Source organism: Micromonospora sp. LOL_023, assembly GCF_048060115.1.
GTDB lineage: Bacteria > Actinomycetota > Actinomycetes > Mycobacteriales > Micromonosporaceae > Micromonospora_E.
Window position 1 is genome coordinate 1 of record NZ_JBHMIM010000066.1, and the last position, 12,216, is coordinate 12,216.

General features: G+C 68.5%; 15 protein-coding genes and 3 pseudogenes. 11 read left to right on the forward strand and 7 right to left on the reverse strand.

Going from position 1 to position 12,216, the window contains the following annotated elements; genetic code table 11:
- The 3 genes and pseudogenes from ACFHVL_RS26595 to ACFHVL_RS26605 all read left to right on the forward strand — a co-directional run.
- Positions 1–333, forward strand: a pseudogene (locus tag ACFHVL_RS26595) (IS4 family transposase); the annotation flags it as partial.
- A gap of 91 nt (positions 334–424) precedes the next feature.
- The gene (locus ACFHVL_RS26600) at positions 425–547 is read left to right on the forward strand and encodes a hypothetical protein (RefSeq protein ID WP_416631171.1); all 123 of its coding nucleotides are present in this window, start codon (positions 425–427) and stop codon (positions 545–547) included.
- Positions 548–780: 233 nt separating this feature from the next.
- A complete protein-coding gene (locus tag ACFHVL_RS26605) occupies positions 781–1,431 on the forward strand; it encodes a TetR family transcriptional regulator (protein ID WP_416631172.1) in 651 nt (216 codons plus the stop codon).
- Positions 1,432–1,438: 7 nt separating this feature from the next.
- Here the strand turns inward: ACFHVL_RS26605 and ACFHVL_RS26610 are convergent, their stop codons facing one another.
- Both ACFHVL_RS26610 and ACFHVL_RS26615 read right to left on the reverse strand, forming a co-directional pair.
- A complete protein-coding gene (locus ACFHVL_RS26610; RefSeq protein ID WP_416631173.1) occupies positions 1,439–1,639 on the reverse strand; it encodes a hypothetical protein in 201 nt (66 codons plus the stop codon).
- A pseudogene (locus ACFHVL_RS26615) lies at positions 1,626–1,808 on the reverse strand (amino acid deaminase/aldolase); the annotation flags it as partial. The gene ACFHVL_RS26610 and the pseudogene ACFHVL_RS26615, both read right to left, overlap by 14 nt.
- 237 nt (positions 1,809–2,045) lie before the next feature.
- Between ACFHVL_RS26615 and tmk the strand changes: the two are divergent.
- From tmk to ACFHVL_RS26645, 6 genes are all read left to right on the forward strand, one after another.
- Positions 2,046–4,064: a dTMP kinase gene (tmk, locus tag ACFHVL_RS26620; RefSeq protein WP_416631200.1), complete on the forward strand. Its 2,019-nt coding sequence runs from the start codon at positions 2,046–2,048 to the stop codon at positions 4,062–4,064.
- An 8-nt stretch (positions 4,065–4,072) separates the two neighbouring features.
- Complete coding sequence (locus ACFHVL_RS26625) at positions 4,073–5,347, forward strand: DNA polymerase III subunit delta' (RefSeq protein ID WP_416631174.1); 1,275 nt, start codon at positions 4,073–4,075, stop codon at positions 5,345–5,347.
- A gap of 101 nt (positions 5,348–5,448) precedes the next feature.
- The gene (locus ACFHVL_RS26630) at positions 5,449–5,823 is read left to right on the forward strand and encodes a YbaB/EbfC family DNA-binding protein (RefSeq protein ID WP_416631175.1); all 375 of its coding nucleotides are present in this window, start codon (positions 5,449–5,451) and stop codon (positions 5,821–5,823) included.
- A gap of 1 nt (position 5,824) precedes the next feature.
- Complete coding sequence (locus tag ACFHVL_RS26635) at positions 5,825–6,130, forward strand: type VII secretion target (protein WP_416631176.1); 306 nt, start codon at positions 5,825–5,827, stop codon at positions 6,128–6,130.
- Positions 6,130–6,849 carry a hypothetical protein gene (locus tag ACFHVL_RS26640; protein ID WP_416631177.1) on the forward strand — a complete coding sequence of 240 codons (720 nt, stop codon included), beginning with the start codon at positions 6,130–6,132 and terminating at the stop codon, positions 6,847–6,849. The genes ACFHVL_RS26635 and ACFHVL_RS26640 overlap by 1 nt, the downstream gene beginning before the upstream one ends.
- 239 nt (positions 6,850–7,088) lie before the next feature.
- Complete coding sequence (locus ACFHVL_RS26645) at positions 7,089–7,922, forward strand: PSP1 domain-containing protein (protein WP_416631178.1); 834 nt, start codon at positions 7,089–7,091, stop codon at positions 7,920–7,922.
- Between the two features lie 325 nt (positions 7,923–8,247).
- Here the strand turns inward: ACFHVL_RS26645 and ACFHVL_RS26650 are convergent, their stop codons facing one another.
- Positions 8,248–8,682: a transposase gene (locus ACFHVL_RS26650; RefSeq protein ID WP_416631179.1), complete on the reverse strand. Its 435-nt coding sequence runs from the start codon at positions 8,680–8,682 to the stop codon at positions 8,248–8,250.
- Positions 8,683–8,727: 45 nt separating this feature from the next.
- On the reverse strand, positions 8,728–9,240 hold the full coding sequence (locus ACFHVL_RS26655) for an RICIN domain-containing protein (RefSeq protein ID WP_416631180.1): 513 nt from the start codon (positions 9,238–9,240) through the stop codon (positions 8,728–8,730).
- Between the two features lie 193 nt (positions 9,241–9,433).
- Here ACFHVL_RS26655 and ACFHVL_RS26660 point away from each other — a divergent pair, with 193 nt between their 5' ends.
- The gene (locus ACFHVL_RS26660; RefSeq protein ID WP_416631181.1) at positions 9,434–10,858 is read left to right on the forward strand and encodes a DUF2079 domain-containing protein; all 1,425 of its coding nucleotides are present in this window, start codon (positions 9,434–9,436) and stop codon (positions 10,856–10,858) included.
- A gap of 87 nt (positions 10,859–10,945) precedes the next feature.
- On the opposite strand, the gene ACFHVL_RS26665 is transcribed toward ACFHVL_RS26660, so the two are convergent.
- Positions 10,946–11,161 carry a hypothetical protein gene (locus tag ACFHVL_RS26665; RefSeq protein WP_416631203.1) on the reverse strand — a complete coding sequence of 72 codons (216 nt, stop codon included), beginning with the start codon at positions 11,159–11,161 and terminating at the stop codon, positions 10,946–10,948.
- Between ACFHVL_RS26665 and ACFHVL_RS26670 the strand changes: the two are divergent.
- Positions 11,091–11,250, forward strand: a pseudogene (locus ACFHVL_RS26670) (regulatory iron-sulfur-containing complex subunit RicT); the annotation flags it as partial. The gene ACFHVL_RS26665 and the pseudogene ACFHVL_RS26670 overlap by 71 nt on opposite strands.
- Positions 11,251–11,465: 215 nt before the next feature.
- Here ACFHVL_RS26670 and ACFHVL_RS26675 read toward each other — a convergent pair.
- Positions 11,466–11,774 (reverse strand): hypothetical protein, encoded by a 309-nt coding sequence (locus tag ACFHVL_RS26675; RefSeq protein ID WP_416631182.1) that lies wholly within the window; start codon positions 11,772–11,774, stop codon positions 11,466–11,468.
- The gene (locus ACFHVL_RS26680; protein ID WP_416631183.1) at positions 11,767–12,075 is read right to left on the reverse strand and encodes a hypothetical protein; all 309 of its coding nucleotides are present in this window, start codon (positions 12,073–12,075) and stop codon (positions 11,767–11,769) included. The genes ACFHVL_RS26675 and ACFHVL_RS26680 overlap by 8 nt, the downstream gene beginning before the upstream one ends.
- Positions 12,076–12,216: the final 141 nt, after the last annotated feature.

The window sequence follows — 12,216 nt, forward strand, 5'->3', positions numbered from 1 at the left end:
GACGAACTGATCGCCCTGATCACCACCATCGGCGACGTCGCCGCCGCACCGGCCATGGCCCTGGCCCAGATCTACCATGACCGGTGGGAACACGAAACCGGCAACGATCAACTGAAGACGCACCTACGCGGGCCGGGACGTGTCCTGCGCTCGAAGAGCCCGGACCTGGTCCGCCAGGAGATCTACGGCTACCTGCTGACCCACTACGCGATCAGCGACCTGATCTGCCGGGCCGCGACCTCCGCCGACATCGACCCCGACCGGGTCAAGTTCCTCCGGACCGTCCGGATCATCCGCCGCCGCGTCACCGACTCGGCGGCATTTCCCCCCTGACCGGCAGGCGACCATCCTCGCCGGGATCAAGGCCAGCATCACCGCGAAACGGCACCTCAACCCGGTCCGCAGGGACCGGACCTACCCCCGCGTGGTCAAACGCGCCCGGCACAACTCCTACCGCGTCAAACGCCGCACCGACGTCGGGACCCGCCACGACAGCCCCGCCACCATCACACTCGCCAACGCGCAACCACTGGCCCTCGCCGCGTGACGCCGCCACCCGCGAAACCCCAGCCCACACCCATGATCCACTTACGTTAAGTGGCATTGGCTCTGGAACCGCCCTGCCGAAAAAACGTGAACGATCTTGGTGTCGACCCCATCTGGGGCAGATGAACACCGATATCCGTTTGGCTCGTTAATCCGAGTAACGTTTTCGATCCCACTGCCGCTGACGGATGTGTTCCGACGAGCGGGGGATCATTCGCGGAGGGAGTGGGGCGAGTGTCGACACCGGCCGTCACCAGTGGCCCGCTGCGTCGGGTTCCGGTCCAGGGGCGAAGTCTCGCCCGGGTCCAGCGGATGCTCGACGCGTGCGCCGAGATCGTCGACGAGGTTGGCTACGAGGGTCTGACGACGACCCTGTTGGCCGAGCGGGCCGAAGTGGCCATCGGCTCGGTCTACCAGTTCTTCCCCGACAAACGGGCGATCGTGCAGGCGTTGACGATGCGAAACATCGAGGCGTACCTGCAGCGGCTCAACGAGCGCTTCACCGGCGGTGAGTTCGCCTACTGGTGGGACGGTGTCGACGCCGGGATCGACGAGTACATCTCCATGCACCGCACGGTGCCGGGGTTCCGGACGCTGCACTTCGGCGACGTGGTCGACGTCCGGCTGCTCGACGAGAGCCGGGACAACAACGCGGTCATCGCCGGTGAGTTGACCAAGGTGCTCGTGGAGCGTTTCGGCATCCCGGACGAACCACGGCTGCGGTTCGCCCTGCAGATCGCGGTCGAGGCGGTGGACGCCCTGATCAAGCTGGCGTTCCGGCGCGACATCGAAGGCGACGAAGACGTGTTGTGCGAGGCGAAGGCGCTCATCCGGGAGTATCTGCACCGCCACGTCGACCCGGAGGACGCCACAGCCCTGCCCTGATCACAACTCAGCGGAAGGCGCGGCCTTCGCCGCGGCAGGCGGGCCGCAGGCGGGCCGCCGAGTCGGCCGGCCGGGCTCCGCTGACCAGGTGCGACCCGGTGACGTGCTCGCGCACCTCACCGGCCTCGGCGTGCCGGAACCAGACCCGGTCGCCGACCCGTAGCCCGACTGAGGCCGGGCGGTGCCGAACCCCGCCGCCACGACGCATCCAGATCGAGGCAGGCCCGGACCGTCGGGCGGTCCCTCGGTGCCCGTACCGCGTCCACGAGGTCGAGTTGTGCGGGGTCGTCGACCATCGACGTGACCGCAGCGGCGAGGTGCGCTGCCGTCAGGGCAGCGAGCGCTGTGCGGTCGCAGGTCGGGTACGCGACGAGCGCGGTCCGGGTCAGGGGAATCTCAGGGCCGGTCGGTGAACGACCCGGATTAGAGTGTCACCGGAGCCCGGCCCGGGCCGACGGGGAGGAACGGTCATCGACGACAACGCCAGCGGTCAGCGACGTGGTGCCGCGCCGGACGCGCCGCCAGCAGACCAGGCCACTGCTCCGGTCGACCTGTCCGGCCTTCCGGCGCTTCGTTCGGTGCTGCGAATCCGTCCGTTCCGCCGGCTCTGGATCGTGCTCGGCGTCGCCTCCTTCAGCGACTGGCTCGGCCTGCTCGCCACCTCGATCTTCGCCGCCGCGCAGGTCTCCGGTAGCGCGGCGCAGGGCGCGGCGTTCGGCGGCGTCATCGCCGTACGGCTGCTGCCGGCGTTGGTGCTCGGCCCGGTCGCCGGGGTCCTCGCCGACCGCTTCGACCGCCGCTACACCATGGTCATCTGCGATCTGCTCAGGTTCGTCCTGTTCGCCTCGATTCCGTTGCTGCCGATGTTCGGGGCCAGCGGCGCGCTGACCGTCGCCTGGGCGGCGATCGCCATTTTTCTGATCGAGACCATCACGCTGATCTGGATTCCGGCCAAGGAAGCCGCGGTCCCCAACCTGATCCCGAAGGCCCGCCTGGAGATCGCCAACCAGCTCACCCTGATCGCCACCTACGGCATCACCCCGGTGTTGGCGGCGATCAGCCTGGCGGTCCTCGACGGCGCGGTCCGCGCGGCGGCCGGCACCGAACCGCCGTCCTGGGCGGAGCCGGCGCAGATCGCCCTCTTCTTCAACGCCGGCTCCCGGCTGGCCACCGCGATCGTGGTCTTCTACGGCATCAGGGAGATCAGCGGGCGCGCCGGGGCCGCAACCACAACCGAGCAGAGCCTCGGCCGGCAGTTCGTCGACGGCTGGAAGTTCATCGGCCAGACCCCGCTGGTCCGTGGCCTGGTGCTGGGCATCTTCGGCGCCTTCGCCGGCGGCGGCATCGTCATCGGCACCGCCAAGTTCTTCACCGCGTCACTCAGTGCCGGCGACGCCGCCTTCTACCTGCTGTTCGCCGCGCTCTTCGTCGGCCTGGGCATCGGCATCGGACTCGGCCCGGCGGTGGTGCGCGACCTGTCCCGGCGGCGCTGGTTCGGCCTGAGCATCATGTTGGCGAGCGGCTCCGTGTTGATCCTCGCCCTGTCCATCCACCTGTCGATGGCCATCCTCGGAGCGGTGCTGGTCGGGGCGGCGGCCGGGATGGCGTTCCTGGCCGGGATCACTCTGCTCGGCGGCGAGATCGCCGACGAGGTCCGGGGTCGGGTCTTCGCGGTCGTGCAGACCGGTACCCGCGTCGTGCTGATGCTGGCCATCTCGCTGAGCAGCGTGCTGGTCGGTGTCGGCGGCTCCCGGCAGCTCCAGGTGGCGAACCTGGGCGTCTCGTTCTCCTCGACCCGGTTGTTGCTGCTGCTCGCCGGGGTGTTCGGCATCTTCGCCGGGATCAGCGCGTTCCGCCAGATGGACGACAAGCCGGGCGTGCCGATCCTGGCCGACCTGTGGGGATCGATCCGGGGCCGGCCGCTGGCGGCAGCGGAGCCGTTCACCGCAAGCGGGGTCTTCGTCGTCTTCGAAGGCGGCGAAGGAGCCGGCAAGTCGACCCAGGTGAGCGCGCTGGCGCAGACGTTGCGCGGCCGCGGCCGGGAGGTGGTGGTCACCCGGGAGCCGGGGGCAACCGGGCTGGGCGAGAGGATCCGCCGGCTGGTGCTCGAAGGTGGTCCGGACGCACCGTCGCCCCGCGCCGAGGCGCTGTTGTACGCCGCCGACCGGGCGCACCACGTGACGACGGTGCTCCGACCGGCACTGGCCCGTGGGGCGGTGGTGATCAGCGACCGCTACGTCGACTCGTCCCTGGCGTACCAGGGGGCCGGGCGCACCCTTCCGGTCGAGGAGGTGTCCTGGCTCTCCTCGTGGGCGACCGGCGGGTTGAAGCCTGACCTGGTGGTGTTGCTCGACATCGAGCCGCAGGCCGGGCTGGGGCGGGCCGAGCAGCGGGGCGGCGGCGCCGACCGGCTGGAGAGCGAGTCGTTGGCCTTCCATGAGCGGGTCCGGTACGCGTTCCTGGACCTGGCCGCCGCCGACCCGAAGCGTTACCTGGTGTTGGACGCGGGCCGGGGGGTGGAGGAACTCCAGACTGAGGTGTTCACCCGGGTGGAGGTGCTGATCGGGCGCGCCGCCCCAGTTGAGCCGGGTGCCGAGGCGCTCGCCGATGCCGAAGCGGGCCAGCGGAGATGAGTGCCACGATGCTGCACGCGGACGTCTTCACCGAGCTGGTCGGCCAGGACGAGGCGGTGCAGACGCTGCGCCGGGCCGCAGCCGCAGCCGCCGCACTACTCGCCGCCGACGCGGCAGCCAGGGACCCCCGGGTGACCGTTGCCGACCCCGACCCCGACTTTGAACTCGACCCTGCCACCGAGGACGCGCCGCCGTCGGCAGCGGCGATGACCCACGCCTGGATCTTCACCGGACCGCCCGGATCCGGCCGGTCGGTCGCCGCCCGCGCCCTCGCCGCGGCGCTGCAGTGCGTCCACGGACGTGGCTGCGGGCAGTGCGCCGGCTGCCACACCACCAGCGCCGGAACCAACGCCGACGTCCGGTTCGTCGTGCCGGACGGACTGTCCATCGGGGTGGGGGAGATGCGCGCCCTGGTGCTGCGGGCGGCGAGCACCCCGTCGGGCGGCCGTTGGCAGGTGCTGGTCATCGAGGACGCCGACCGGCTCACCGAGGCGGCAGGAAACGCGCTGCTCAAGGCGATCGAGGAACCTCCGCCGAGGACGGTCTTCCTGCTCTGCACCCCGTCCACCCATCCGGACGACATCTCGGTCACCATCCGTTCCCGGTGCCGGGTGGTGGCGCTGCGCCAGCCGCCGGCCGAAGCGGTCGCCAGTGTGCTCAGCGGGCGCGACGGCGTACCGGCGGAGATGGCGGCCTGGGCGGCGGCGGCCGCGCAGGGCCATGTCGGCCGCGCCCGACGGCTGGCCGCCGACCCGCAGGCGCGCGAACGCCGCGACGCCGTCCTCGCGGTGCCGCGCCGGTTGACCGGCGTCGGCGCCTGCTTCGACGCCGCCTCCGCGCTGATCGAGGCGGCTGAGGCTGAGGCGGCGGCAGCGGTCGCGGAGACCGACGCCACCGAACGGGCCGCCCTGCAGACCGCGCTCGGCGCCGGCGGCACCGGCCGGGGTGCGGCCGGCGCGGCGCGGGGATCGGCCGGCCAGCTCAAGGAGTTGGAACGCCGGCAGAAGTCGCGGGCCACCCGGGCCCAGCGCGACGCCCTGGACCGGGCCCTGGTCGACCTGGCGGGCTTCTACCGGGACGTGCTGGTGGTGACGCTGCGGGCACCGGTCGCACCGGTGCACACCGACATCGCGCCGCTCGCCGAGGCTGCTGCCGGAAAGTGGACAGCCGAGGCGACCCTACGCCGCCTCGAAGCGATCCTGGCCTGCAGGGAAGCGATCACCACCAACGTCAAGCCGAAGATCGCCGTCGAAGCGATGATGCTCAGCCTCTGGCGCGGCTAGACCTCCGCCCGGTACGGTTCGGTGCCGTAACGCAGCCCCATCCGTACGTTGGGTGCAGACCGGAGTCTGGTGCCCACCTGCCGGCGATGGTGAGGAGCCCGGTGGCCCGTGAAATCGACGAGGCGTGGATCGAGGACGCGATCGAGCGGTACCGCCACATCGAGGCCCGGCAGGTCGAGTTCGACAAGGCGGTGCACACGGTCGAGGTGACGGTCCGCTCCCCGGACGGGACCGTCGAGATGGTGGTCGACGCCACCGGTGCTGTCGTCGACGTACGGATCCTCGGTCCGCTGCACGCGCGCAGCAACGCCGACCTCGCCGGCGCGGTGCGTTCCACGGTCGCCGCCGCCGCCGACGCGGCCCGTTGGGCCCGGGAGAAGCTGTGGGCCGAGTCGTTCGGCGCCGACCCGGCATCGACCGCCGGCACCAATCCGACGTCGACCTTCGGCGCCCGTCCGATGTCCCGGAGGGTCTGAGTTGGACGACACTGAGGCGTTCGCCGCCGAGTTGACCCGCTGCGCGGACCGGCTGGCCGGCACCGCCCGGGACGTGGCCGGGTTCGCCGAAGCCGACTGGGCCCTCGGCGCGGACCAGCCCGGCCGGCTCGGCGCGCTGGCCGGCGCGTTGGGTCAGCAGTGGCGGGCCGCGCTGGCGGACCGGGCGGCCGAGGCAACCGACGCCGGGCAGCGGCTGTCCGACGTGGCCACCGGGCTGCGGTCGGCCGTCTCGGCGTACCGGGACAGCGACGACGCCGCCCGCCGGCACCAGCCGGAGGGCGCCTGATGGACGCCCTGGACCGGGTCGCCGGGCCGGCCCTGGACCTGCTGGCCCGGGTGGACGACCAACTCACCCGGCACGGCGCCGCCGCCGCCGATCCGGTCTGGCCGTTGTTGCGGCAGGTCCGGGCGTTGCCGGGGGACGCGGTGGCCGCGTTCCGCGCGGTGCGTCCGGCGCCGTTGACCGCCGCCGGCGACGCGATCCGCCCGCACCTCGACGGGTACGCCGAGGCAGCCGACGCGCTGGCCGGCCGGGTCGACTGGTCCGGGGCGGCGGCACAGGCATACGACACGGTCCGGGCCGCGCTGGCGACCAGACTGATTGGCAACGGTCTCACTGCCGGCCCGGGGAGCTTGGCGGGCAGCCTGTCGGCGACCGCCGGGTACGCCGAGGCGCTCGCGGCATGGGTGTCGTCGAGCCGGTCGGCGCTGGCCGTCGTGCTGGCCGACGCACTGCGCTCGACCGAGGCGACAACCCTGGTCACCGCCGGAGTCCCTGGCGTGGCCGCCGAGTTCTCCGGCGTACGGGAGGCGGCCGACGCCGCCGCCGCGCTCGCCGTACCGGTGCTCGCGGTGTTGCTGGAGATTGCCGAGCGGGGCGAGGAGTTGCTGGCGCAGTGGCGTCCCCGGTTGGCCCCAGCGGGCGCGGCGGGCATGGCTGGTGTGGCCCCGGCGCCGGGCACAGCAGGGATGCGGCTCGACGGCGTGACCCGGTTGCGCTACTGACGGTGCAGATGCCAACGGCGCCGCGCTCGGGAGCCAGGCTTTGCGCCTGTTGCTCCGGCTGCGACGCCGTGGCCTTTCCCTGCACCCCCCGCAGGCTCTTGACACCGGTCTGAACGTGGCCGACCCGGCGCGGGTAACGGGACCGCCGCCGGTTTGATCCGTTCGGTCGGCCCGGGTCGGCATATCGGCCAGCACCGGTCGCCTTCTCGACGGACGTGCGCCGACGTAGGGTAGGGCCCATGGGGATGCTCTGCGCGGTCAGTTTCAACCGGTACGGGCGTCTCTTCTACCTTGATCCGGGCGACCTGCGGCCGGCCGTCGGTGACAAGGTGCTGGTGCCCACCGAAGACGGCACCGAGGTCGCCGAGTGTGTCTGGGCGCCGCAGTGGGTCGACGAGGAGACCGACGGGTTTCCCCGGGTCGCCGGGCTGGCCACCGACCAGGATCTGCACCGCGACGAGGTGCAACGCAAGCGCAAGGCCGAGGCGAAGGTGGCGGCGAAGCGGCTGATCCGCGACCACGGGCTGCCGATGAAGGTCGTCGCCGTCGACCACGTGTTGGAGCCGGGCACGCTGAACAGCGCCCGCGCCACCATCTACTTCACCGCCCCGCACCGGGTGGACTTCCGGTCGTTGGTGCGTGACCTCGGTGCCACCCTGCACTGCCGGGTGGAGCTGCGGCAGCTCTCCGCCCGGGATTCGGCCCGGGTGCAGGGCGGGATCGGTTCCTGCGGGCGGGATCTGTGCTGCGCCACCTTCCTCACCGACTTCGAGCCGGTGACGATTCGGATGGCCAAGGATCAGGATCTGCCGCTGAACCCGCTGCGGATCTCGGGTGCCTGCGGGCGGCTGATGTGCTGTTTGAAATACGAACATCCGCTGTACGCCGACAGCGCCAACTACCCCACGTCCGGTCAGCGGGTCGAGACCGACCAGGGGACGGCGAAGGTGGTGTCCCGGCATCCGCCGAGTGAGACGGTCACCGTACGGCAGATTTCCGACGGTGCCGTCAAGCGGTGCGCCCTGTCCGAGGTCTGCGGCCCCCGCCAGGCGTACGAGAAGCGCGACGCGTAGGCCCTGCGTAGCCTGCATAGCCCTGGGTGGCCCTCGGGGTGAGCGTGACCGCCCGGATCTCCCATCCATTTCCCCGGATGCGACGGGGATGCGGTCGGTCTGACCGCGTACCTCGCTGTTCCCGCCTTCCCTCGGGGCAACGGGTACTGCAGCCCCAGTTCTTGAGTTGTGTCTGATATGGGGCCTTTAGATGCGCAGGTGAGGTGGCAGGGGATCTCCGCGCGGCGGTAGTGGCTGATCATCGCGGGCGGTCTGGGTGGGCGCGGCGTCACTGGTGCTGGGCGGCCCTGCACCGGTCCCGGTCACCGGCCCACTCCTTGGGTAGCTACAACTCTTGGTCGACGAACGCGTGTGCGTGTCCGTGCCGGGAAGCGTAGGTGAGCATCGCCATGCATTGACAGTTCTCGGTCTGTCCGGTCAACCCACAACGCTGTGGTGCGACTCCGACACTGTGGACGCGCTTGTTGATCGCCTGGGTGTCGTCTGGGACCAGCGCCGCGTCTGGAGCTGCCAGCCCGGTCAGCACATAGCTGCGTGGCCGGTCGCGTGGCCGGTCGACGTCCCAACTGGCCTCGTTGGTAGATGCTGGAACCGTTCGGGTTCGGCAGGCCCGCGTACTCGGACAAACCCCAACAGTTCTTCTTCGCGACCTTCGCCAGGTTCCCCCGGACCGGCAGGCAGAACGTCTCCTGCGGCTCTGGGTGGGTGAACAACCCCGCCCAATGATGAATGACGGTTCCGGATTTGGGGAGACCGCCATTCATCATTGATTGCGACTCACTGCGGGACTAGCCCAGAAATCACACTACACCCATTGCTGATAAGCGTTTCCCGAGGAGCACGCATTTGTGTAGACGTTGCGGCTCGAGTTGCTGTCGAGACAGAATCCGGTAGCTACATTCTGAAACGAAATCGAACCGTTTGACCTATAGAGAACTGTCCACCTTTGAAAATTGTTGCTTCCGCACGGATTCGTGTAAACATTCCTACTCGAGTTCGAGTCGAGACACAAACCGGTGCCTATATTCTTGAATTGACGAGCGCTACCACTAACGATCACATCCCACTGCTGATACGAATTTGCGCCGGAACAGAGGTTGGTGTAGACGTTGCGATTTGCGTTGCTGTCGAGGCAGTACCCGGTCTGAAAGTTGCGGTACGTTTCCACGACAGCAAATGCGGGGGCCTGCAAACCAAGAACAGCCGTCAGCGAGGCGACCGCTGTCGCTGCAAGGCCCAATCCAAGCCGCTTGACCAAATATTCGCGCATTGCCTTCCAATCTTCATCGACGTGGCGCCAACGCTTTGACCGGTACATGCGATCGTAGTCAAATCGATCAACTCAAGTCACCAGGCAATTACGGTGAGGAAGGTCTCATGGTTGCTACTCCAGCCCTGCTCAGCGGAAACTATGTCAGCCTGTCAGCGACCATCCAATGACTCAGACCTGACCTTGTGGAGTATCATCAGCTGTGCTACTGACTCGGCGGATACCGTTGATAATCGCAAGCGTGCTCTTCGCGCTCTACAGCTCGTACACCTTAGTGCGGCACGCCAGGATGGAGAGCAACGGCTTTGACCTGGGGATATTCGACCAGGCAGTACGGGCCTACTCTCAGTTCCGTGCGCCCGTTTCGGAGCTGAAGGGTCCTGGGTTCAACGTTCTCGGAGATCATTTTCACCCGGCACTCGCGCTGCTGGCGCCGTTGTACTGGATACATCCAGACCCGGTGACGCTGCTGATCACCCAGGCGGCACTGTTTGCGGTCGCCGCCGTACCGGTCACTGCCCTGGCGATCGAGGTATGCGGGCAGCGGGCCGGCATAGCGATCGGACTCGCGTACGGGTTGTCTGCCGGCATCCAGCAATCGGTGCGGTTCGACTTCCACGAGATCGCACTCGCGGTTCCCCTTATCGCCTTCAGCGTCGCCAACCTGGCCCGACGAAGGTGGGTGCCTGCCGTCGCCTGGGCACTTCCGCTTATGCTGGTCAAGGAAGACCAAGCCATTTATGTAGCTGCGCTCGGCGGATATCTGATCCTACAAGGTAAACGCGCCCTCGGCGTGACTATTATGTCGACGGCCGTCCTGGCGGCAATATTGTCGATCTTTCTTATCGTTCCGGCGTTCAGTCCTGGTGGCGACTATGGCTACCTGCAGAGTGGAACCCTTAACGAGCAGGGTGCTATTGCTCGACTCTTCACTCCACTCGTCAAATGGGGAACCATCTTTTCGCTGCTTGCTCCGACGTTGTTCATTGCAATTCGATCGCCACTTATACTACTCGCCGCCCCTACGATTCTGGCCCGCTTTTGGGCAAGTAACGAAGGCTACTGGGGTACCGGATTCCACTACAACTCGGTGCTGATTCCGGTAATTTTTGTTGCGTTCATAGACGGACTTGGCAGGCTCGACGGGGCGACCCCGCCGAGGCTCATTGAGCGCATCAATATTTCACGACAACCTTGGAGATTTGCGGCGCCAGCAGCACTGGCGATAGCCGTCGTCGTCACGATGTCCGGCCAACCACTATGGCAACTAACGGACTTCGAACAATGGCGAATATCGCCTCAGATCCAAGCTGCCCGAGCAACGCTAGCCGTCATCCCAGACGGGGCCGACGTTGCAGCCGCCAACCGTCTCGCACCTCAACTTACAGCCCGAACGACAGTTTACCTTTTCCCTGACCAGCCCAGTGATTCACTTCAACCAGAGTGGGTGGCGATCAAGGAAGATCCGGACAACTGGCCTGTATCCTCACGCGAACACAGAATCCGGGCCAGCAAGTTGACCGAATACGGGTATCAGGAAGTCGCTCGAGGCGGCGGCGTAATAGTTCTTCGCCTACCACCGGAGATGGGCCGAAGAGGTTCAGCGACGCTCGGCGGTGGCGTCGAGCCTGGCGGCGATTCGCGCGGCCCTAGCATCGCGCAATAGATTGGTCTGCCTACTATTGTTGGCCAGGAGATTGCGGACTGCCAGTGGGACCGTTTATGGATATGGTAGTGGTCGAGCCCGAGTTGGTCATTGCCGCACTTGTTGTGGTCCTCGATGTTCCATCGGCCCGGCTGCTGCGATGACCTTGGGCGGCAGGGTGCCGGTCGGGACGTGGGCGAGGAGGTAGGCGATCTCGATGGTGGCGTCGGTGTGCTTCCGGAGCTGCCAGCCCGGTCGGCGGGTCGAGACCGACCAGGGGACGGCCAAGGTGGTGTCCCGGCATCCACCGAGTGAGACGGTCACCGTACGGCAGATTTCCGACGGGTCGGTCAAGGTGCGCCCTGCCCGAGGTCTGCGGCCCCCGCCAGGCCTACGAGAAGCGCGAGGCGTAGCCCGGAGTGGTCCTGTTTGGCCCTCGGGGTGAGCGTGACCGCCCGGATCTCCCATCCGTTTCCCCGTGCGCAACGGGGGCGCGGTCGGTGTGACCGCGTACCTCGCTGTTCGGTGTTTCCTCCCGGGGGGCAACGGGAAGGCCCGGGAGGTGCCGGCACCGTGATCAGCGAGTGCGGGGAGCGGTGAGGCGTGACGCACGCTCACCCCGAGGTGTTTACTGCCCCGGAACGCGAGCCGAATCGGGTTCAGGCTCACGCCCCGGGGGGTCGAAGGGTTTGGTAACCGCGCCGTTTCTGGCGAGCGCGTCCCGGTAGGCGCGGACGCTGACGATCGCGCCGTCGCGGTCCGGGTCTTCGCTGTTGATCTCCCGGCCGTAGAGCGTCACCCAGGACCGCCAGTCCGGGGACGGCCAGACCTCCTCGACCCGCAGGCGAATCGGGCGTCGACCGTCCAAGTGGTCGCATTGGCGTAGCGCCACCAGATCTCCCGGGCAGACCACCACCGGGGGTGCGGGCTCAGGCATCGTCGAGTGCTCCGTACGACTCGGCGGATTCGTCCGGGCCGTCGTGCGGGTGGCCGGCCGGCATCAGCCCGGACAGCTGGAATACGGCGCGCACCCGCCGCGCGCTCGACGGGTCCCACCGGTCGAGGATGGCCAGGGCCCGGGAGAACGGCCGGCACGGCGAGACCACCCCGCCGCACTGGTGACATTCCCCGGTCGTGCGGTTCGGGAGGTGCGTCCGGGCCGTCGCGTTGGCGTCCCGGATCGCTCGGGCCAGCTCCGGGGAGTGCACCGGGGCTGTGCCGGTCGGAGCCGGGGCCACCCCTCGGGCTCCGGTGAGCTGAAAGCGCGAATCCTGATCGATGTCCGTCTCTCCGGGGACCCGTTTCGGCAGCGGCGGACGGCCCGGGGTCGGGTCCGAGGTCGGGTCTTCGGAAGGGCCCGCCGGACTCGTGCAGAAAGA

Excerpts from the sequence above, each read along its gene's own strand:
- ACFHVL_RS26650 (WP_416631179.1), bottom strand. The coding sequence starts at position 8,682 with ATGGCGGTCTCCCCAAATCCGGAACCGTCATTCATCATTGGGCGGGGT.
- ACFHVL_RS26610 (WP_416631173.1), bottom strand. The coding sequence starts at position 1,639 with ATGCGTCGTGGCGGCGGGGTTCGGCACCGCCCGGCCTCAGTCGGGCTA.
- ACFHVL_RS26645 (WP_416631178.1), top strand. The coding sequence starts at position 7,089 with ATGGGGATGCTCTGCGCGGTCAGTTTCAACCGGTACGGGCGTCTCTTC.
- ACFHVL_RS26655 (WP_416631180.1), bottom strand. The coding sequence starts at position 9,240 with ATGTACCGGTCAAAGCGTTGGCGCCACGTCGATGAAGATTGGAAGGCA.
- ACFHVL_RS26640 (WP_416631177.1), top strand. The coding sequence starts at position 6,130 with ATGGACGCCCTGGACCGGGTCGCCGGGCCGGCCCTGGACCTGCTGGCC.
- ACFHVL_RS26675 (WP_416631182.1), bottom strand. The coding sequence starts at position 11,774 with ATGCCTGAGCCCGCACCCCCGGTGGTGGTCTGCCCGGGAGATCTGGTG.
- ACFHVL_RS26625 (WP_416631174.1), top strand. The coding sequence starts at position 4,073 with ATGCTGCACGCGGACGTCTTCACCGAGCTGGTCGGCCAGGACGAGGCG.